This is a genomic window from Moraxella lacunata (assembly GCF_002027545.1).
GTDB classification, from domain to species: domain Bacteria; phylum Pseudomonadota; class Gammaproteobacteria; order Pseudomonadales; family Moraxellaceae; genus Moraxella; species Moraxella lacunata.
The window spans coordinates 12972-32517 of record NZ_MXAN01000004.1; the positions used below are offsets into that span (position 1 = coordinate 12972).

At 45.8% G+C, this 19546-nt stretch carries 20 protein-coding genes; 10 read left to right on the forward strand and 10 right to left on the reverse strand.

Translation table 11 applies throughout. The features are described 5' to 3' along the window. Positions 1 to 133: 133 nt before the first annotated feature. Both hutU and B5J94_RS00425 read left to right on the forward strand, forming a co-directional pair. The gene (hutU, locus tag B5J94_RS00420; protein ID WP_062498729.1) at positions 134 to 1846 is read left to right on the forward strand and encodes a urocanate hydratase; all 1713 of its coding nucleotides are present in this window, start codon (positions 134 to 136) and stop codon (positions 1844 to 1846) included. 99 nt (positions 1847 to 1945) lie between these two features. Beyond that, positions 1946 to 3250 carry a YjiH family protein gene (locus B5J94_RS00425; RefSeq protein WP_062498728.1) on the forward strand — a complete coding sequence of 435 codons (1305 nt, stop codon included), beginning with the start codon at positions 1946 to 1948 and terminating at the stop codon, positions 3248 to 3250. A 141-nt stretch (positions 3251 to 3391) separates the two neighbouring features. On the opposite strand, the gene B5J94_RS00430 is transcribed toward B5J94_RS00425, so the two are convergent. Next, on the reverse strand, positions 3392 to 3634 hold the full coding sequence (locus tag B5J94_RS00430; RefSeq protein ID WP_062498727.1) for a hypothetical protein: 243 nt from the start codon (positions 3632 to 3634) through the stop codon (positions 3392 to 3394). A gap of 202 nt (positions 3635 to 3836) precedes the next feature. Here B5J94_RS00430 and hutH point away from each other — a divergent pair, with 202 nt between their 5' ends. The 7 genes from hutH (at position 3837) to B5J94_RS00460 (ending at position 9727) form a co-directional block, all read left to right on the forward strand. Continuing rightward, positions 3837 to 5396 (forward strand): histidine ammonia-lyase, encoded by a 1560-nt coding sequence (gene hutH / locus B5J94_RS00435; protein ID WP_062498726.1) that lies wholly within the window; start codon positions 3837 to 3839, stop codon positions 5394 to 5396. A gap of 140 nt (positions 5397 to 5536) precedes the next feature. After that, positions 5537 to 5806, forward strand: a complete 270-nt coding sequence (locus B5J94_RS00440; protein WP_062498725.1) for a type II toxin-antitoxin system prevent-host-death family antitoxin — start codon at positions 5537 to 5539, stop codon at positions 5804 to 5806. Next, positions 5806 to 6234: a type II toxin-antitoxin system VapC family toxin gene (locus B5J94_RS00445; RefSeq protein ID WP_228144479.1), complete on the forward strand. Its 429-nt coding sequence runs from the start codon at positions 5806 to 5808 to the stop codon at positions 6232 to 6234. Before B5J94_RS00440 ends, B5J94_RS00445 begins: the two co-directional genes overlap by 1 nt. A 32-nt stretch (positions 6235 to 6266) precedes the next feature. Beyond that, the gene (hutG, locus tag B5J94_RS00450; protein ID WP_062498724.1) at positions 6267 to 7274 is read left to right on the forward strand and encodes a formimidoylglutamase; all 1008 of its coding nucleotides are present in this window, start codon (positions 6267 to 6269) and stop codon (positions 7272 to 7274) included. Between the two features lie 187 nt (positions 7275 to 7461). Next, positions 7462 to 8694, forward strand: coding sequence for an imidazolonepropionase (hutI, locus tag B5J94_RS00455; protein ID WP_062498723.1), 1233 nt, complete (start codon positions 7462 to 7464; stop codon positions 8692 to 8694). Positions 8695 to 8891: 197 nt separating this feature from the next. Further along, positions 8892 to 9515, forward strand: a complete 624-nt coding sequence (locus tag B5J94_RS13780; RefSeq protein ID WP_062498722.1) for a hypothetical protein — start codon at positions 8892 to 8894, stop codon at positions 9513 to 9515. After that, positions 9446 to 9727 carry a transferrin-binding protein-like solute binding protein gene (locus B5J94_RS00460; protein WP_158081022.1) on the forward strand — a complete coding sequence of 94 codons (282 nt, stop codon included), beginning with the start codon at positions 9446 to 9448 and terminating at the stop codon, positions 9725 to 9727. Before B5J94_RS13780 ends, B5J94_RS00460 begins: the two co-directional genes overlap by 70 nt. A 148-nt stretch (positions 9728 to 9875) precedes the next feature. On the opposite strand, the gene B5J94_RS00465 is transcribed toward B5J94_RS00460, so the two are convergent. The 6 genes from B5J94_RS00465 to B5J94_RS00485 form a co-directional block, all read right to left on the reverse strand. After that, complete coding sequence (locus tag B5J94_RS00465; RefSeq protein ID WP_158081023.1) at positions 9876 to 11369, reverse strand: surface lipoprotein assembly modifier; 1494 nt, start codon at positions 11367 to 11369, stop codon at positions 9876 to 9878. A 246-nt stretch (positions 11370 to 11615) separates the two neighbouring features. Further along, on the reverse strand, positions 11616 to 13250 hold the full coding sequence (locus tag B5J94_RS00470; protein WP_062498719.1) for a lactoferrin/transferrin family TonB-dependent receptor: 1635 nt from the start codon (positions 13248 to 13250) through the stop codon (positions 11616 to 11618). A gap of 7 nt (positions 13251 to 13257) precedes the next feature. After that, entirely contained in the window at positions 13258 to 13731 is a 474-nt protein-coding gene (locus tag B5J94_RS14595; protein ID WP_228144485.1) for a hypothetical protein, read from the reverse strand. Next, the gene (locus B5J94_RS14600) at positions 13643 to 14449 is read right to left on the reverse strand and encodes a TonB-dependent receptor plug domain-containing protein (protein ID WP_062498717.1); all 807 of its coding nucleotides are present in this window, start codon (positions 14447 to 14449) and stop codon (positions 13643 to 13645) included. Before B5J94_RS14600 ends, B5J94_RS14595 begins: the two co-directional genes overlap by 89 nt. 173 nt (positions 14450 to 14622) lie before the next feature. Then, a complete protein-coding gene (locus B5J94_RS00480; RefSeq protein ID WP_158081024.1) occupies positions 14623 to 15480 on the reverse strand; it encodes a transferrin-binding protein-like solute binding protein in 858 nt (285 codons plus the stop codon). Then, entirely contained in the window at positions 15449 to 15973 is a 525-nt protein-coding gene (locus B5J94_RS00485) for a transferrin-binding N-lobe domain-containing protein (RefSeq protein ID WP_062500346.1), read from the reverse strand. Before B5J94_RS00485 ends, B5J94_RS00480 begins: the two co-directional genes overlap by 32 nt. Before the next feature lie 384 nt (positions 15974 to 16357). On the opposite strand from B5J94_RS00485, the gene B5J94_RS00490 reads away from it, so the two are divergent. Beyond that, the gene (locus tag B5J94_RS00490) at positions 16358 to 17731 is read left to right on the forward strand and encodes an FAD-binding oxidoreductase (protein ID WP_062500344.1); all 1374 of its coding nucleotides are present in this window, start codon (positions 16358 to 16360) and stop codon (positions 17729 to 17731) included. A 380-nt stretch (positions 17732 to 18111) separates the two neighbouring features. On the opposite strand, the gene B5J94_RS00495 is transcribed toward B5J94_RS00490, so the two are convergent. The 3 genes from B5J94_RS00495 to B5J94_RS14415 form a co-directional block, all read right to left on the reverse strand. After that, positions 18112 to 18285, reverse strand: coding sequence for a hypothetical protein (locus tag B5J94_RS00495; protein WP_228144480.1), 174 nt, complete (start codon positions 18283 to 18285; stop codon positions 18112 to 18114). 542 nt (positions 18286 to 18827) lie between these two features. Continuing rightward, positions 18828 to 19001 (reverse strand): S24 family peptidase, encoded by a 174-nt coding sequence (locus tag B5J94_RS14410; protein ID WP_255216933.1) that lies wholly within the window; start codon positions 18999 to 19001, stop codon positions 18828 to 18830. A gap of 23 nt (positions 19002 to 19024) precedes the next feature. Next, positions 19025 to 19501 carry a LexA family protein gene (locus B5J94_RS14415; RefSeq protein ID WP_062500342.1) on the reverse strand — a complete coding sequence of 159 codons (477 nt, stop codon included), beginning with the start codon at positions 19499 to 19501 and terminating at the stop codon, positions 19025 to 19027. Positions 19502 to 19546: the final 45 nt, after the last annotated feature.

Sequence of the window (19546 nt, forward strand, 5' to 3'; positions counted from 1 at the left end):
TTTTGGCAAAAATACCCAAAAAACCCCTTGCATTCCCCCAAAATTTTTGCTAAATTAGTCTTAAATTTGTATAGACAAATTTGAGTTTGATGAAGTTATTCCAAAAAACACCCCAAAAAAATAAGGAACGCATATGAGCAACTTTACTCGCACCGACACAAGACGTGTCATCAAAGCCCCCACAGGCACCCAGATTACCTGCAAAAGCTGGCTGACCGAAGCTGCTTACCGCATGATTCAAAACAACCTGCACCCCGATGTGGCGGAAAACCCCAAAAGCCTTGTAGTCTATGGCGGTATTGGGCGTGCCGCTCGCAACTGGGAGTGCTATGACCAGATTTTAGCAAGCCTAAAAGAGCTTGAAGTCAATCAAACCTTGCTCATTCAATCAGGCAAGCCCGTTGGCGTGTTCAACACCCACAAAAATGCCCCCCGAGTACTGATTGCCAACTCAAACCTTGTGCCAAAATGGGCAACGTGGGAGCATTTTAATGAGCTTGACCGCAAAGATTTGTTTATGTACGGACAGATGACCGCAGGGAGCTGGATTTATATCGGCACACAAGGCATCGTGCAGGGGACTTATGAAACCTTTGCCGAAGCAGGTCGCCAGCACTTTGGCGGTGGTAAGGATAAGTCCACCGCCAACTGGAAGGGTCGCTGGATTTTGACCTCAGGGCTTGGTGGTATGGGTGGAGCCCAGCCACTCGCCGCCACTTTTGCAGGGGCGGCGAGTCTTAACATCGAGTGCCAGCAGTCAAGCATTGATTTTCGTCTGCGGACAGGCTATGTGGATAAGCAGGCTCGTGATTTAGACCACGCCTATGAGCTCATCAAAGAACATACCGCCAAAGGCGAAGCGGTGTCGATTGCACTTTTAGGCAATGCGGCTGAGATTATGCCACAGATTGTTGAGCGTGCCAAAAATGGCGACATCAAACCTGATTTTGTTACCGACCAAACGTCCGCTCATGACCTGATTAACGGCTATCTGCCGATGGGCTGGACGGTGGATGAGTGGAAATCTGCCCAACAAGACCCAAATCAGCACGACAAGCTCTCCAAAGCTGCCGCCAAGTCTTGTGCCGTTCATGTGCAAGCCATGCTTGATTTGCAAGCGATGGGTGTACCTGCTACCGACTATGGCAACAACATTCGCCAAGTTGCCTTTGATGAAGGGGTAAAAAACGCCTTTGATTTCCCAGGGTTTGTTCCTGCTTATATCCGCCCCTTGTTCTGTCAGGGTAAAGGACCTTTTCGCTGGGTGGCACTGTCTGGCGACCCAGAAGACATCTACAAAACTGACCAAAAAATCAAAGAGTTGTTCCCTGACAACACTCACGTTCACAACTGGCTTGATATGGCAAAAGACCGCATTCACTTTCAGGGCTTACCTGCTCGTATCTGCTGGCTTGGCTTGGGCGAGCGTGATAAAGCAGGGCTTGCCTTTAATGAAATGGTTAAAAATGGCGAGCTAAAAGCCCCCATCGTCATCGGGCGAGACCACCTAGACACAGGCTCTGTGGCAAGTCCCAACCGTGAAACCGAATCCATGAAAGATGGCTCGGATGCGGTGTCCGACTGGGCATTGTTAAATGGTATGCTCAATGTCGCAGGCGGAGCAACGTGGGTAAGTTTGCACCACGGTGGCGGTGTTGGCATGGGATACAGTCAGCACTCGGGCATGGTGATTGTGGCGGACGGCACAGATGAAGCTGCCGAACGCCTTGCCAATGTGCTGGTTAATGACTGTGGCAGTGGGGTTATGAGACACGCTGATGCAGGCTATGAGCTTGCCATCGAAACCGCCAAAAATTATGGGCTAAATTTGCCGATGGTTAAATAGCTTTTGGTGATTTAAAAGCTATAATTAAAAAACAAGTCATTGGCAATATGTCGATGGCTTGTTTTGTTTTTAGGTTGTAAGATGAATTAAGGATAATGTATGACAACACAAAATCGCATGGCACTTGCCAAACTTATCGGATTTAGCTTGCTTGGGATATTTTTGTTTTTTGTGCCGATTGACATCGGTGGCAAAAACACCATCGCCTTTGACCACATGGCAAGTTATCTGGTCAAAGAGCAAAGAAGTCTTGCCATTGTCTTATTATTTGGCTTGATGATATATGGCATTATCAAGCCTTTTAGGGATAAATCATTTAACGCCAATCTAACCAATAAAATCTTAACCGTCTTAAAGGTGGTGGGTTTTGTGTTGACGTGTCTTTATGTTACCAATACTGCCCCTGCCAGTCTGATGACAAAAGATATGTTGCCTTTTTTGTTTGACAAGCTTGCCTTGCCTGTGGGCATGATTGTGCCGATAGGGGCGGTTATGCTGTCGTTTTTGTTGGGATTTGGCTTGCTTGAAATGGTGGGCGTACTCATGCAACCTGTCATGAAACCAATATTTAAAACATCGGGCAAATCCGCCATTGATGCGGTGGCGTCCTTTGTGGGCAGTTATTCGGTGGGGCTTTTGATTACCGACAGGGTCTATCAGCAAGGGGCGTATTCTGCCAAAGAAGCGGTTATCATCGCCACAGGATTTTCGACCGTATCCACCGCCTTTATGGTGATTGTCGCCAAGACTTTGGAGCTTATGCCGTTTTGGGGTGTGTATTTTTGGTCGTGTCTTTTTATCACATTTTTGGTAACGGCAATCACGGCACGCATTCCGCCCATTAGCCGATTTAGCGATGAAAAACGCATTGCCGATGATGACAAATTAACCGCCTCACGCCTAAAAGTCGCCATTGATACAGGCATTCACACTGCCAAAAATGCCCCAAGCCTGCCCACATTGCTTTGGCAAAATTTTAAAGATGGTATCAATATGGCATCTGCCATCGTGTCATCTATCATCGCCATTGGTTTGATTGGACTGTTATTAGAAAAGTACACGCCTGTTTTTGATATTTTGGGCGTAGTGTTGTATCCCTTTACGTTCATTGGCGGACTACCTGAACCGATGACATCGGCAAAAGGCATCTCGTCAGGGCTGGCAGAGATGTTCTTGCCTGCCTTATTGCTTGCCAACACTGATATTTTGACTCGTTATGTAACGGCGGTGGTGTCGGTGTCGGGCATTATCTTCTTTTCGGCAATGATACCTTGTGTGCTTGCCACCAAAATTCCGCTTAGCATTGGCAAAATGGTGCTTGTGTGGCTGATTCGTGTGGCGTTGTCGATTGTGCTGGCAGGGTGGTTTGGGCAATTTGCCATGATGATGGGCTGGCTTGGCTAGCACGTTTTGCGATGGCGTTAAGAAAAATAGGCTACCATGATGGAGTAGCCTATTTTTAAAAGTATTCTTAAAAGCAGTTATTCGTTATAAAAATCATTCGCCTTAAACAAAACCACAAGCAAATTGGCATAACAAAAAATGCTAATGAGTGCCAAAAACATCAAGTTTACCGCACTCCGCTCGGGGCTTATCATGACCGCCAAAGGGTTGAAAGCACTTGCCATACTGCCCCCAAAACAGATAATTGACAAACAGTTGCAAGATAAGCCCAATAAAGCAAATCCGCCCAACCAACCGCTCGACTTTGGTAGGGTTTTTTCTGACCAAATAAAACCCCGCCCCAAAGACCACGGCATAAATCAAAAATGAAAACAGATAAATCATACTAAGCCCCTTTTTTTCACTACAATCACCTAATTTTTGTAAGTATTTATATCATAATTTAAATTTTTTGACTAGCGATAAATGCAGACACTTTGTGGGATAATTTTTTGTTTTGGGGCTTGCACTTGATGGAATTTCTTGTTATATTTGTATAGACAAATTTATCTTTTGTTCATTCATTGCATTTAAATAAGGATAGCCTATGAAACCCACCATTACCTTAAGCCCACGCCATCTCACCTTTGGGCAGTTGCGTGCCATTTACAACAGCCCCGTTACCATCAGCCTTGACCCATCGGCTTATGATGCCATCGAAAAGTCGCACCAAGCCGTGCAAGCGATTATCGCCCGTGATAAACCTGCTTATGGCATCAATACAGGCTTTGGACTGCTTGCCAAGACTCGTATCCCTGACGATGAGCTTGAACTTTTGCAAAGAAATCTTATCCTAAGCCATTCGGTTGGTACAGGCGATGCGTTGCCTGCAGATGTGGTTCGCCTTATCATTGCCATGAAAGTGTCAAGCCTATCGCAAGGGGTGTCGGGTGTTCGCCGTGAAGTGGTAGACGCACTTATCAATCTTATCAATCACGACATTACACCCATCATTCCCGCCAAAGGTTCGGTGGGAGCATCAGGCGACCTTGCCCCGTTGTCGCACATGACACTTGCGATTTTGGGCGAGGGCGATGTGTTGGTTCATGGTGAGCGTGTGTCCGCCAAAGATGCCCTTGCCAAGGCAGGACTGTCGCCCATCACGCTTGCTGCCAAAGAGGGTTTGGCACTTATCAACGGCACCCAAACGTCCACCGCCCTTGCCATTCGTGGCTATTTTATGGCGTGCGACCTACTGGCAAGTGCGACCGTAACAGGAGCGTTGTCGGTGGAGGCGGCTCGTGGCAATGATTCGCCCTTTGACCCACGCATTCACGAGGTGCGTGGACATCATGGGCAGATTGAGCTTGGCAAGACCTATAAGGCATTGCTTGAACACAGCGGATTTAGGGGCAAAAACCGTGGCGAGGCGGATTTGCGTGTACAAGACCCCTACTGCCTACGCTGTCAGCCCCAAGTGATGGGAGCGTGCCTTGACCTTATCAATCAAGCAGGTAAGACACTGCTCATCGAAGCCAATGCCGTAACCGACAATCCGCTTATCTTTGGCGACGATGAGCCTGTTGCTATCTCGGGCGGTAATTTTCATGCCGAGCCTGTCGCCTTTGTTGCCGATACCTTGGCACTTGCCATCAGTGAGATTGGCTCAATGAGCGAACGCCGTATTGCTCTGCTTATTGACAGTAGTTTGTCAGGATTGCCTGCGTTTTTGGTGCGTAATGCAGGCGTGAATTCTGGCTTTATGATTGCTCATGTTACCGCCGCCGCTTTGGTTAGCGAAAACAAATCGCACGCCCACCCTGCATCGGTGGACAGCATTCCAACGTCTGCCAATCAAGAAGACCACGTCTCAATGGCGACCTATGCAGGGCGAAGATTGTTTGAGATGGCACACAATACCGCTGCCGTGGTTGGCATTGAACTGCTGACTGCCGCCCAAGGCGTGGACATTCACAGCGAGGACTTGGGTTATAAGAGCGATAAGGTGCTAACCGACGTTCATGCCAAAGTGCGTGCGAGCATTGCTCATTATGACAAAGACCGCTACTTTGCCCCTGATATTGAAAGTGCCAAACAGCTTGTCTTGTCGGGCGAATTGCTTGACGGTTGGGACGAGCTACGCCAAAACTGGTTTAGCAATGTGTGATGGTTGTATTATTATGGGGTGATTTATTTGCCCCATATTTTGTGGTTTTGGCAGACTAATCGAGCAATATTGGCAAATTAAGATAAATGTAGTAATATATCTACATTTATGCTGATATTTATACTGACTGGGAGAATGTCATGCAAATGACCAGCCGAGAGTTTAATCAACGCACCAGCTTTGCCCAACGTCAAGCTGATGTCGCCCCTGTCATCATCACTAAGCGGGGCGAGCCAAGTTATGTACTGATGACCTTTGCCGATTATCAAAAAACACAAGAGCTAAGTGAGTTTAAGACCGCTAAAGAGGTGCTGTTGTCGCTTGAACTAAGCGATGACTTGGCAGAGCTTGACTTTGAACTACCAGTAAGAAGCACCGCCCAACGCTCCCTTGTGGACTTTGGAGAGTAATGATGTATCTACTTGACACCAACGCCATCAGCGAGACACGAAAAGTTTATCGGGGCGTTGCCAACACGGGTTTTGATGAATGGTATGCCAGTGTTTTGCAAAAAGATTTGTACATCAATGTTGTGGTATCGATGGAGTTGCAACGTGGCGTACTTGCCATGGAGCGAAAAGATATCAGGCAGGGGGCAAGCCTTAGAGACTGGTATCAAAAGGCAGTGCTTGATTTGTATCAAGGGCGAATTCTGCCCATCACAGAACGCACCGCCGAGCTGTGTGCTACGTTTCACGTTCCTAATAAATCGCCAGAGAATGATGCTTGGATAGCAGCCACTGCCAAAGAGCACGGACTGATTTTGGTTACTCGCAACGTGGCGGATTTTGCCCATTTGCCCATCAAAACCCTTAACCCTTTTTCTTATCCAAGCTGATTTATCAATCCATTTTAAGCCAATTAAAAGCCATGACCGACATCCACACCACCCATATCCCTTTTGACCCTGCTCATTATACAGGACGCACCGACCCTTTTGAGAGTAATAGGGCAGTGTACTGGCATAATGCCGTGCAAGCCTTTGACCGACAGCCTATTGCCTTGGTGGGCTTTGCTTGCCATCAAGGGGTAAGGCGAAACTTAGGCAGAGTGGGGGCAAAGTCCGCTCCACCCATCATCAGAGAGTTTTTTGCCAAACTGCCCATCACGGCAGGCGTGCAGGACAAATACGCCAATTTGTCCGACTTGGTGGGCGACTGTGGTGATGTGGTGTGTCATGACAATGATACCATCATCAAGGACAGTCTGGAATCCGCCCAAAAAAATTATGCCACGCACATCACTCACGCCCTACAAAACAACGCCCTAGCGGTGGGGCTTGGCGGTGGGCATGAAATTGCTTATGGCAGTTTTTTGGGGTTGTATGAGTATCTAAAATCAAATAGTAAGGACTTACCCAAGATTGGCATTATCAATTTTGATGCTCATTTTGATTTGCGAACGGACGAGTACGCCACGTCAGGTACGCCTTTTTTGCAGATTGCTGATACGATGGGCGATGAGTTTTATTATTTTTGTGTGGGCATTAGCCGTTTTGGTAATACAGCAAGTCTATTTGACAAGGCTTATGCCTTGGGCGTCGGTGTTGTTAGTGATGATGACTGCCATCGCTTGTCTTATGATGAGATTTGGGCAAGGCTTGATGGCTTTGTTAGGGGCGTTGATGTGCTGTATGTTACGGTGGATTTGGACTGTCTGCCAGCAGGGGTCATGCCTGCGGTCAGTGCGGTAAATGCCAAGGGGACTGAGCTTGATTTGGTGGAATTTTTGCTTGAAAAGCTCATTCAAACAGGCAAAGTCAAGGTCTTGGATTTTGCCGAATTTAACCCAACTTACGACATTGACAGCCGTGGAGCAAAAACCGTGGCACGCCTGCTTGCGGTGTGTGTGGAGCGGGCATTGCTTGGTGGTGTGTGATTGGGATTAAATTAAACTTAAAACTTGTCGATAACTATTAATCTACTCTATTCTCAACTTTGTATAGGTAATTGATTTATCAAGGGCGAATAAGTAGCCCTTACAAGCAAAAAATAATTGCCCAATAATCAATCATTTGTAATTTTAAGTTGAGATTAAAGCTAATCTAATATCTAAGGAAAAAACCATGCAATTTGACACCCTAATTACCAACGCCAACATCGCCACCATGAGCGACACATTTGGCTACACCAAAGATACCCCCTATGGGGCGATACATGGCGGTGCAGTTGGCATCAAAGATGGCAAAATTGCCTTTGTCGGCACAATGGGCGAGCTTGGCACGGCAACTGCTAACAAGATAATTGATGCCAAACAAGACTGGCTAACCCCTGCTTTGATGGACTGCCACACCCATGTGGTCTATGGCGGTAATCGCAGTAATGAATTTGAGATGCGTCTAAATGGCGTGGATTATAAAGACATCGCCAAGCAGGGCGGTGGGATTTTGTCCACCGTGAAAGCCACAAGACAAGCGGATTTTGATGAATTGTATGAGCTTAGTTTGCCACGTTTTAAAAGCCTTGTAAGTCAAGGCGTGGGGACGATTGAGATTAAGTCGGGCTATGGGCTTGATTTGGATAACGAACGCAAAATGCTCAAAGTTGCCAAAAAATTGGGCGATGACTTTGGTGTTACCGTCAAAAAAACCTACCTTGCCCTACATGCTCTACCGCCAGAATATCAAGGGAAAGCAGACGAATATGTCAAGCAGGCGTGCAAGTGGCTAAAAGTGTTGCATAGCGAGCATTTGGTGGATGCGGTGGATGCGTTTTGTGAGTCCATCGCCTTTGACACCCATCAAGTAAGCAGGCTCTTTGAAGTTGCCAAATCGCTAGGATTGCCTGTCAAACTTCACGCCGAGCAGATGAGCGACATGGGCGGAGCGGGACTTGTGGCAGAGTTTGACGGCTTGTCAGCCGACCACATCGAATACCTGTCCACCGACAGCATTGTCAAGATGGCAAAACATGGCACGGTGGGCGTGCTGTTGCCGACTGCCTTTTATGTACTAAAAGAAACCAAACTACCCCCCATTGATACCATGCGACAACATGGCGTAAAGATGGCAGTATCTACCGACTGTAACCCTGGCACATCGCCATCAACAAGCCTACTGCTTGCCATGAACATGGCGTGTACGCTGTTTGGCTTAACGCCTGAAGAAGCTCTGGCAGGGACAACCATTCACGCATCCCAAGCCTTGGGACTACAAGACACCAAAGGGCAAATTGCGGTAGGTATGGATGCTGATGTGGCGTTGTGGCAGATTGACCGACCTGCCGATTTGTCCTATCTTATCGGACAAAACCGCTTGCAAGGGTTTTGGGTGGCAGGTAGGCAGGTTCCAAAAACATGAGTTTAAAGAAACATGAATTTAAAATCATTGTTTTTTTAAAATATTGGTATTAATTTTTTTAATTATAAGAACAGATGTGTTATAATGCCACCCCGTCTAATCGGGTGGGGTATTTTTAACAAGAGTGCATTATTTTTATAATTTATAAGAATCATTTATTATGCCAACATTTAGGTCTTGATTATTTTCTTGGCTTTATGTGTTTTGCACTCATAATCTTAACGGTAATTTATGAAAAAACGACATTATTAACACTTGCTTTACTTTCTACCCTAACCATCAGTGCATGTAGTAGTGGCGGTGGTCACAGTAACCACGCTAACCACACCACACCATCAGTCACACCCAAGCCTGTCATACCGCCAACCAATAACGATGATAAAAAATCAGGTGATGACACACCAAGCAACCCAAGCAATACTGTTGATGACACTAACATCTCCCAAGGCTACACTTTCAAAGATGGCAAGCCTGTACTAAGTCAGCTAACCTTTACCGACATTAATACGTTGGTTATAGATGGCAAGCTTTACAACCTAGCACCTAGCACAGGGGTGAGCGAAGGCCTTGTGCAAAATACCAGTGATGAAAACCACGCCTTGATGGTTAGTGGTACTCATCTAGGCAATGCCAAATACGGCTATGTCTTTGACAAAGAAACAAACACCACATACCTGTTCCATCAAGGGGCTAAGACTGGCGTTGATGATTTCCCAAGGGGGTGGTCAGCTATGATGGTTCATCACTTTATGTGCATGATAATAACATCAAGGTCGGTGCGGGTTCTAAGTTCTCTGTTAATTTTGACCAAAAAACTTTGACAGGCACAGTAGCAGGCGTGGATTTGCCAAATGAATTGATAAAACTATCAGCAACCATCAAAGGCAACACCTTCTCGGGCACTCAGCAAAACGATAAAATCAACATCCGCACCGAAGGAGCTTTTTATGGCAAAAACGCCAGCGAGCTTAGCGGTGTCTTTGCCAGTGATGATGGTGCAGTCAAAGGGGCGTATGGGGCGAGAAAGCAGTAAAAGCCACAATGCTCATTTGCAATTCATTTTAAGAGCTAAATCATGATAAAAATCCCTGCCGTTTTGGTAGGGATTTTTTTGGTGTGGATGACTTTGGTTTTAAAGTTAGACTTATTTTTAAAATATCTCAAATGCACTTTAAAAAATCTTAAAACCGTTTTGTTGCTTCGATAAACACACGATTTTTATCGTATTTGTATAAGGGTAGATTGCTGTCCACTTTTTGATAACTCCATGTCAAGCGTGGCATGATACCAAACATTTGCCAATGGTTGTTCCACACAGACGTGCTAAGCGTGTATTCTTTGTTGTGCTGAATCTCACCAAAAAAACCTGCCCCACGGTAGTCTTTATGTGCCATGCCGACATTAAGACGAGCACCAAAACCATTGTCAAACTCCTGTCCTACGCCTGCCCGCACACCCCGTCTGATGAACGAATCATCGGCATCACGAGCGTCTGTGCGATGAGCGTCCACACCAACCAGCCAATACCGCTTGGCATTTGGCGAGTAGATGGCACTGGCACTTAGACTGCGAGCGATACCGTTTAGATGGGGGCGTGTGTGGTAGGTCTGTTTGGCAACTTCGCCATAAATACTGCTCTGCCATTGGGGGTTAAACCGATATTGCCACTCGACTGCCAGCCCCTTATTTTGTGAAAAATGCTTTAAGTCATCAGAGTCTTTACTTCCACCTGCATAAAACGTATGTTCACTAAATGGCAAAAGCGTGATGTCATGATGGGCGTTGGCATGTCCCATGCCTAAGGATAAGCGACTGGCGAGTTCGTTGTAGGGTTTATTGTCCCAATAATATTTGCCGTTATTATCCAGTCGGACTTCATGATAAAAGCCATCGGGTCTTAGCCATTTTTTGTGAGCATTGAGATAAAGGCTAATGCCTTGGGCGGACTCTGGCTCGGGTGCTACCCAGCCCCCACCCAAATCACGACTGACAGGGGCGTTGTTGATGTTTTTATCATCCAAAAAGTTACCCCCGCCTTGGATGGAGATTTTCTCTTGGGCGTGGATGGCTTGCAGATGTGCGTTAATGAGTGTGGCTAACTCATCGGGCATGTCAGGCTCACCTAAAAGCTTATGAAAGTTTTGCTCAGCATTAACAAAGCGTTTGTCATAAAACAGCACCATGGCAAGTCGCAGACGAATCAGGCTGGCATGCTCATTATGGGCTAGGGCTTGTTCATACGCATGGATGGCTTGGCTGTTTTTGCCTGCTTGTTCAGCGACCAGTCCTGTTGCCCAATGCTCTATCATTGGCTCATGCTGATGCTTGGGCAAGTCTTGATAATAGGGCAATAAAAATGCCACGTTGTCCGCTTGGTTTTGGATGAGACTGCCCATCAAGGCTCGCACGATGAGCTGGGGATGTTCTTTTAGCTCATCGGTACTTAGCGAGACAGTGTTGTCATCAGACGACTCGATGATGGGGACATCTATGGGTGGCAAGGACAGGGGCAGATTCTGCTGTTCTACCTGTCTTTGTAAATGACTGTCTTGGATACGTCTGTCATCTTGTTTGGTCAGAGCGTCAGCGTGGGCGATGTTCACGCCAAAGCCCACGCCAAAAAAGCCAATAAAAGGCAAGAGTGCTAAACATGATGGGAGATGAAATTTTTGCATAAAATCCATAAAACCTACCAAGGTTTATATAAAACTTTACTCTCAACTTAATATTATAACTTATTGATTATCAAATAGTTATTTCCAAGTTGTAGGGGCGAATTGCAATTCATCCTTTAAATCAATCGCTCATACGAAGTTGAGAGTAGGGCATATAAAGGTCTGTTAATATCTAAAACAACAAGTGTGCGACTAATCGCACACTTTAACAAAAATTAAGTATATCTACAAGCTAGAATTTAAAAATTAGAATTTAAATTCTAATGCCACGTTAAAGTTACGCCCTGGGGCGGCATAACGGGCAGTGTTGCCTGTGGTTGGATTGACAGCATTAATAGAAGACTGGCGGACAGACTCCCAAGTACTGTATTTGCGATTAAACAGATTGTACACGCCTGCTCGCAAAGTCATGCTGTCATTGACATGATAATAACCTGATAAATCATAGGTGTACCAACGTTTTGTCGCCCCTTGGGTTGCCACGATGGCTCGGTCAATGCCAAAGGTACTTACCCCTTGTAATTCATCCGCATTTTTGGCTTTTGAGTAAGTTGCCATGAGATTGACGCCCCATTTATCATCAGGGGAATCATAGCCAAGCCCTGCCACATAGCGAGCAGGTTGGAGCGTGTCCAGTATGGGTGTACGCACTTTGGTGTAGCCTTCTTTGATGCTTAGCTCTTTGGGAGTGATTTTGTTATAAGCCAACGTGGTGTACAGACCATCGGGCAGTTTGTCCCAAACGCCATACCAGTCGATTTTGCCAAGCACGTTAATGCCTGAGAGTCTGATGTCTTGTAGGTTATGATAGCCGTCATTGCGTTCACTGCCATTGCCGATTTTCTCGCCGACAGTGATGAGATTGCGATATTTGTTATCAAAATGACTTACTTCAAGATATCCAAAATTGCCCGTCAGACCAATGCCAAATTCTTGGTTGGATGATGTTTCGGGGTCAAGCTGTGAGATGTATTGTCTTGCCACACTGACAGCGTTACTGCCGTCATAAGCCCCACGAGTGCCATACAACTCATAAAATGCTGGCACTCTAAATCCATTGGAGCGACGATAGGATAGGGCGATGTTGTCTGTGGCATGAAAGGTTAGACCCGTGTTCCACGACCAGTTGCTGTATTTGCCGGTGGCGGTAAAATCATCATCGGAGTCAAATTTGTGTCTGTCATAACGCACGCCCAGCCCCAAGTCCACTTTGTCGCCCAGTTGGATGTGGTCTCGTATGGCAAAGAAATGGTTGTATCCTGTGATGTTGCGGTCGGTACAGTCTTGGGTGCTAAAGCCATCTTTGCAAAAATGCTCGGTGTGGATGGTTGTGGGCTCAAACTGATAAACATAAGGGTCATCCTGTTTGCCCTTACCGCCCAGATTAGTCACCTTAGTTTGGGCTTGTTCGGAGTACCAATCGCCACGTCTTAGAGCAGAATCAAACTTATCCATGCCCATCAAGACATTAACCCTATGCTCGGTATTGGCAAATTTAAAGCTCTTTTGGGCGGACAGTTGTAACACGTCATGCTGTTCTTTATAGGTGTTACGCTCAGACAGATAGCTTGACAGTGGCTTGGTGATGTCTGCTCGGCAATTTTCATCAAATGTCGGATAAACAGCACAACTGGTCTCTCGTCTTAGCGTGTCAAGTTTAATGCTCTGACGGTCATAGCTAAGACGCAAATCATCAATCCACGCATGAGCCTTTGGTGTGTAGTGATAGTTGATGCCATGGCGGTTTTTATCGTGATGTTCATCAAAATAAAAACCACGGGTATAGCCCAGACTTAGGTTATGTGGGGCTATCGGCACGACCAAGCCTGATAGTAGATTGTCACCATAATACACCCCACGGATGGCAGGCGTGCCACTCATGTATTTTTTATTTTTTAAGAAACGCAGGCGTGATGTAGGCTTCTTGGCCCATGTCTTGGATGTCGTACTCTTGCTTGGTGTTCTCAAATACGCCGCCAACATAATGCGTATCATCAAAACGATAGCCGACTTTGGCAAGGTAGGATTTGGATTCATAATCCATGGGGTTTGCCATGATACGATTCGCCCCTGTGTAGTCGCTGGCACTCACGGTTTCGGTGATGTGCTTCATCTTGTCGTAGGATTCTTGTTCGGCAGGCGTGTAGGGCGGGTCGGTACGCATGGTATGGGGATTGTCCAGCGTGTGTTTGGCAAGCATTTTTGGGGTGCAGTCTCGTGTCGGGCATTCATTTTGCAGGATAAACCAGTTGTGATTATTCACAATCTCGGTATCACCCGTGTTGTTCCACGGCGACCCCCGCAGTTCGTACAAATCGGTAAAAGCCCCCACACGGGTAAGGCTTTGGGGCAGGTCTGCCACGTCCTTGTGTACCTTGGTTTCTTCGCCTGTGCGGTGCGTGTACTGCCTCAAAACCGCCAGCACGTCCTGCCAGTCCAACGGTATTGGCAAATTGGTTGTTTTTACTGCTGTATGCACTCTTGGTAGAGACGCCCCAATCTTTGCCATCTTTGATGATGTCGCCCACGTCTTTGGTGCGAAAACTCACCGCCCCGCCCAATGCCCCAGAGCCGAACTCAGATGACGCTGAGCCTTTGGAGAGCTCGATGGAGCGGACGTTTTCATATTCTATCTCATTGATGGCACCGCCATTGGCTTTATTACTTAGGTCGTTGATGTAGGATTGCACTTGTACAATCCCATCAACTTGCAAACCCACACGGTTCTTATCCACGCCACGGATGGAGTAGCCACTACTCGCCCCACGTCCTTGCTCAACCACGGCAATACCAGGGTCATAGCGTGTTAAGTCGCGAATGCCCATGATTTGTTCTTTGTTGATGTCATCTGTGGATTTGACGATTTTGCCCAGTCCTGTTACTTCGGTGCTTTTACGTCCTAATTTGCGTACGATTTTAATGGTCTCTGACTCTAAGATGACGTGTGGCTCATCATCAGGGTGGGGCGTGCTTGGGTTTTCTGTGGTATTGGCATAAGCCATGTTGCCCATTCCCAAAAAGACAGACAGCACCGCCAAATGTAGCGTGGTCGGACGTGAGATAACATAAGATGATAACATGATATTTCCTAATAATTTTCAAATAAATCAAAACCAAATCTTGGCACACCAATGCCTGACATGCCAAGATTTCATCATATATTAAATCTCTTTCCAAACTAAAAANNTTGAGGTTTTTAAAAATCCACAAAAATCGGGGTTTGGAAAGAAGTCTATTTTAAAAATGCTAACGGTTACTTTTTAACCTGCTGTTTGGCACCAAAAACGCCAGCAACCCCGTCTTTTTTACTGGTACGTTCACTATAAAACGACCCGCCAAGCTCTGTGGCATTTTTACCATAAAAACCACCATCAACCTTGCCTGACAGATGAGCCACGGCACCACTTATTGAGCTTTTATCTAGGCTTAGACCTTTCTCGCCAGTTCTAAAATCGGCGGTAAAGCCATTGCCACTGATGACCCCGTTGTCAATGATGATACTAGGGGCGACACTGCCCCCAGCGTATAGCGTGCCTTTGAGTGTTTTGTTGTCAAAATTAACGCCAAATTCTGCCCGATTTCCATCTTTATGCTGTCTTGCCCCAAACACAGCAAACAGAGAATTGTCATCAGCCAAGAATTTGCCCGCAAGCTCTTCGGCATTTGCCCCAAAAAAACCGCCTTCTAAGCTTTTAGAGTTGGATTTAAAAAATGGGTCGTTAGGATTGCTTGCTGTGGCACTGCCCCGAAAGCGATTGTCTTTGATGTCAGCTTTGATGTCATAGCGTTTGACTTTCTCAGACTTGCTTTTGTGGCGAGAGAGTTCGCCTGTTAGGGTTTTATTGGCAAAGTCCACGGTAAAGACGCTGGTGTGACTTACATCGCCTGTTCTGCCTTCATCACGCCATTTGGCATCATCCTTGGTGGATTCATGAAAAGAAAACGCACTATAATCCGCCCCTGCATTTTTCTTGTATTCGCTGTGAAACTCATCAGAGCCACGTCCTTTTTTGGCATCCGTCATAAAATTCCAAGTACCTTTATAGGTGATGGTCTGGGTGGGTAGGGCGGTGGCGGGATTAGTGCCTTGATTGGATGGTGTTGGTGGCAAAGTTCGGTCTGGGCTGCAAATCAGCCACCCAGCCTGATTTGACAAATTTCATGTAGTCTCGGTCACGACTGCCATACCACGCACCTGCGGATGTTGGCACGGGACTGTGTGAGTCTTCGTAATTATCCGAATAAAGACTGGACGCACCGTTTAGGTTGTTCAAGTCTTTTTTGTGTTTGTCAACCACTCTGCTAAGCCTGTCATTAATGGGCTTAATCATGTCAGTAGACAGGGGTACATGTTCTTCTGTGCTGTCTGCGTGCAAGTTACGTCTGACGGTTGCCATATGAAAGCCCAGTGATGGCTCCATAAGTGCATCAAGCTCTTCTGCGGTTCTAGGTGGCGTGGGGACATCTTCATGGATAGGGGTGTTGGTACTGGGCGGCTTTATCGGTTCGATGGCAGTCAGTGCGACATCGCCTTTGTTGGACGCACAGGCAGTCATCAGTATCGCTAAGGATAGGGTTAGTGTAGATTTGGTTGTCATTTTCATAAAATTTCACCATTAAATAAAAATGTTGTTCACTAATATTACTATTATCAAATAATAGTAATTATTTTTATGATATTGTATAAATTTTTACAAAATTTGTCAATTAGGGTTACTTTAAAAATAAAAACTGATTATTTTTTGTTAAAATGATAAATATTTGTTATTAAAATTTTAAAAATTGACAATTTTATCTTAAAAATTCATGATATTTACTCAATTATCTCTACAAAAAGAAACAAATGTTTTAAATTTTTACAACAAACAGTAAGGTCTATTCAAACCTATACTTTTTGATAAATGCACTTGCAAAACCCTGTCAAATCAAGGATAATTTTATTTTACGCCCTGTATTTACCATTCATTCCATATCCACAAGGACATCCCATGACCGCCAGATTTGCCACCGCCATCAGCGAATTACAAACCCGTTTTGGCACCGCTCTTAGCACCAACCTAACCATCAGAGAGCAGCATGCCCACACCATGACATGGCTAGATAACGAACCTGCCGATGCGGTGCTGACCGCCACATCCAAAGAAGACGTTGCCGATGCAGTCAAAATTTGCCATGCTCACGGCATGCCCATCATCGCCTTTGGGATAGGTTCGTCACTAGAAGGGCAGTTAAATGCTCCGCATGGCGGGCTGTGCATTGACATGAGTCAGATGGATGCGATTTTGCAGGTTAATAGCGAAGATTTGACCGCCACTGTGCAGGCAGGCGTGACCCGAGAAGCTCTTAATCAATACCTAAAAGACACGGGGCTGTTTTTCCCCATCGACCCTGGGGCGAATGCCACGCTTGGTGGCATGGTGGCGACTCGTGCCAGTGGCACCAATGCCGTGCGTTATGGCACAATGAAAGATGTGGTGCTGTCGCTTGAAGTAGTCATGCCTGATGGCAAGATTATCCGCACCGCCAGTCGTGCCAAAAAATCATCGGCAGGCTATGATTTGACGCGGCTCATCATCGGCTCCGAAGGCACGCTTGGGATAGTGACTGAGATTACGGTGAAGCTGTTTGGCTTACCTGAGTGTATCGGCAGTGGCATTTGTCATTTTCCCGATGTGGATAGAGCGTGTCAGGCGGTGATGGCGACGATACAGATGTGCTTGCCGATTGCTCGTATCGAACTGCTGGACGCCACACAAATCAAGGCGTGCAATGCTTATTCTGGGCTGTCGCTCAAAGAGACCGCCACGTTACTGGTGGAGTTTCATGGAACCAATGCAGGCGTGGCAGAACAGGCACAGCTGTTTGGGGACATCATTGCCGACTTTGATGGTCAGGATTTTGCGTGGGATGCAGATGAGAGTAAGCGTAAACAGCTATGGACAGCACGCCATAACGCTTATCATGCCAGTCGTGCCTTACGTCCGACCGCCAGCGGACTATCTACCGATGCGTGCGTGCCGATTTCACGCCTTGCTGAGTGCGTGACCGAGACGGTCAAGGACATAGAGACACGTGGCATGTTAGGGCCTGTGGTGGGTCATGTGGGCGATGGTAATTTTCATGTGCTGTTATTGGTGAACATGGATGATGAGCGTGAAGTGGCACACGCCAAAGAAATCCTATCCCGTCTTGCTGAGCGTGCCATTGATATGGATGGCACCTGCACAGGTGAGCATGGCGTGGGACAAGGCAAACGTAAATATATGGCAAAAGAGCATGGCGGTGCTTTGGCAGTCATGAAAGCCATCAAATCTGCCATCGACCCCAAAAACATCATGAATCCTGATAAGATTTGGGAGTGATGGATTGTGATGAATTATTATGGAAAATTCAAACACAGGCAGGGTAGGCGGTTATTGTGGGTAACTTCTTACTGTACTCATTTTCTAAAATCGCCCTTTGAGTGCGAAGCGACGGATGGAGCGACAAACGAAAAGGCGATTTTTTGGAAAAGTTTGTAACAGGGCGACCTAGGCACACCTTATCTAATGGTGTGCCTAGCTCTCAAATTTGAGAGTTTTTTTGAATTTTTGGCAGGGTTATTTACAATTAGTTAGAATTGTGTAACATTTTGGGTTATAACTCATAACCCAAAATTCCTGCGATAATTGCAATCCACATTAAGCCTGCTGGAATGTACAAGAAAAAGATTTTTAGTAGGATGTTTATCATTTTTTACCCTTTATTTTGCAACAATTACTTGACCTTTGCTACCTATTTCGACATAGGGCAAGCATTGTTCTAGTATAGCATGTACAAGCTGGCTATCTCTTAACGGCTGGTGCCCGTCTTTTATTAGTTTTTGGTTAATCTCTACCGCTTTTTTGCGTATTAGTTCTTGCTCGGTCTCTGTCATTCTGACGCTCATTACCATTTGGATTCTCTCTATAAAAACTTGCATGCAATTTTACATGTTATTTGTTATTTGTGCTTGATAAACTTGCATACATGTGTTATTATGCACTCAATGTTATTTGCATGCATGTAACATTTTCACATTTTAGTTTGCTTTAGGGGGCATACCATGACCGATAACAAGCCCCCAAGCCGTGCAAGGGGGCATAACAAGTACAGATGAGTACATTTTTACTGATAAGTTCAAATCCGAACCCATATTTAATTAGCAGGGCGGACGGTGCAAAAAGTGCGTTGCTTTTTGCATAACGCATATTATGTTACAATAGCAACGCTCACGCCAAACTTGTATAATGATTACGACAAGTTTGGCGTTTACTATTTAACATAATATTGATTATGCGAAGTAGCTAATTATAGCATAGATTCGCCCAAATTTCCATGCTGTTATTTTTACCAACTCTTACGCTTTTTCTATATTAAAACTCGCACATTTTTGATATGTACAAGTTTTAATATAAATATAGAAACAAGCAGGCGTGTTTACCGCAAACTCTTAATCACGTGCATGACCACGCCCACAACCATCATATGGTCGCCATCTTTGAAACTAAAATTAGGATGTGGGTCAGCTTCGTTTTCTGAATGTAGCTCCAGTCGCCCATCTTTAAACTTGTGCAAGCGTTTAATGGTAAATTCACTGCCCAAATCCGCCATCACAATGTCAAAATGCTTTGGTTCTACCGAGCGGTCAATGATGAGTAAATCATCTTATCAATGCCAGCATCCAACATTGAATAACCCCCGCATCGCACCACAAACGTATCACTCTGACGCCCGACCAGATAGTCATTAAGATTAATCTCTTCGCTTTGCCCATCATTATAAGCAGGCAACCCTGCTGGCACCTTGGCAAGGCTCATCAGCACTGACATATCCGTGTCATCATTGGCAGGTATCATGGCATCAAGTGGCACATTGGGGCTTTTGATGACTGCTGAATTTGCCAGTGTCTGCATCATGTTCTCGGTCATCTTATCAATCATCGGCACTAAAATACTCGGCACCCGCTTGACGACCGTCTTGATGGCGGATGGCTTTCGCCCCGCCCCTTTTCGCTTACCGCCATGAGAGTTTTCGCTTACCCCTTTGTCCTTGACACTGTTATTTGGCGTGGGGTCTGGCATGGTTTTTGAGTCTTGGTCATTTTTGCTCATAAAATTGCTTGTCTTTTAAAAATTTTGTGGTATTATATCATCATC

What these genes read in the sequence shown, in the direction of transcription:
- hutH (WP_062498726.1), top strand. Translation starts at nt 3,837, where the DNA reads ATGAAACCCACCATTACCTTAAGCCCACGCCATCTCACCTTTGGGCAG.
- B5J94_RS00470 (WP_062498719.1), bottom strand. Translation starts at nt 13,250, where the DNA reads ATGAGTGGCACGCCTGCCATCCGTGGGGTGTATTATGGTGACAATCTA.
- B5J94_RS00490 (WP_062500344.1), top strand. Translation starts at nt 16,358, where the DNA reads ATGACCGCCAGATTTGCCACCGCCATCAGCGAATTACAAACCCGTTTT.
- hutI (WP_062498723.1), top strand. Translation starts at nt 7,462, where the DNA reads ATGCAATTTGACACCCTAATTACCAACGCCAACATCGCCACCATGAGC.
- B5J94_RS00440 (WP_062498725.1), top strand. Translation starts at nt 5,537, where the DNA reads ATGCAAATGACCAGCCGAGAGTTTAATCAACGCACCAGCTTTGCCCAA.
- B5J94_RS00425 (WP_062498728.1), top strand. Translation starts at nt 1,946, where the DNA reads ATGACAACACAAAATCGCATGGCACTTGCCAAACTTATCGGATTTAGC.
- B5J94_RS14415 (WP_062500342.1), bottom strand. Translation starts at nt 19,501, where the DNA reads ATGAGCAAAAATGACCAAGACTCAAAAACCATGCCAGACCCCACGCCA.
- B5J94_RS00465 (WP_158081023.1), bottom strand. Translation starts at nt 11,369, where the DNA reads ATGCAAAAATTTCATCTCCCATCATGTTTAGCACTCTTGCCTTTTATT.
- B5J94_RS00445 (WP_228144479.1), top strand. Translation starts at nt 5,806, where the DNA reads ATGATGTATCTACTTGACACCAACGCCATCAGCGAGACACGAAAAGTT.
- B5J94_RS00430 (WP_062498727.1), bottom strand. Translation starts at nt 3,634, where the DNA reads ATGATTTATCTGTTTTCATTTTTGATTTATGCCGTGGTCTTTGGGGCG.
- B5J94_RS00495 (WP_228144480.1), bottom strand. Translation starts at nt 18,285, where the DNA reads ATGACAGAGACCGAGCAAGAACTAATACGCAAAAAAGCGGTAGAGATT.
- hutU (WP_062498729.1), top strand. Translation starts at nt 134, where the DNA reads ATGAGCAACTTTACTCGCACCGACACAAGACGTGTCATCAAAGCCCCC.
- B5J94_RS14410 (WP_255216933.1), bottom strand. Translation starts at nt 19,001, where the DNA reads ATGGCGGATTTGGGCAGTGAATTTACCATTAAACGCTTGCACAAGTTT.
- B5J94_RS14600 (WP_062498717.1), bottom strand. Translation starts at nt 14,449, where the DNA reads ATGTTATCATCTTATGTTATCTCACGTCCGACCACGCTACATTTGGCG.
- B5J94_RS13780 (WP_062498722.1), top strand. Translation starts at nt 8,892, where the DNA reads ATGTGTTTTGCACTCATAATCTTAACGGTAATTTATGAAAAAACGACA.
- hutG (WP_062498724.1), top strand. Translation starts at nt 6,267, where the DNA reads ATGACCGACATCCACACCACCCATATCCCTTTTGACCCTGCTCATTAT.
- B5J94_RS00485 (WP_062500346.1), bottom strand. Translation starts at nt 15,973, where the DNA reads ATGAAAATGACAACCAAATCTACACTAACCCTATCCTTAGCGATACTG.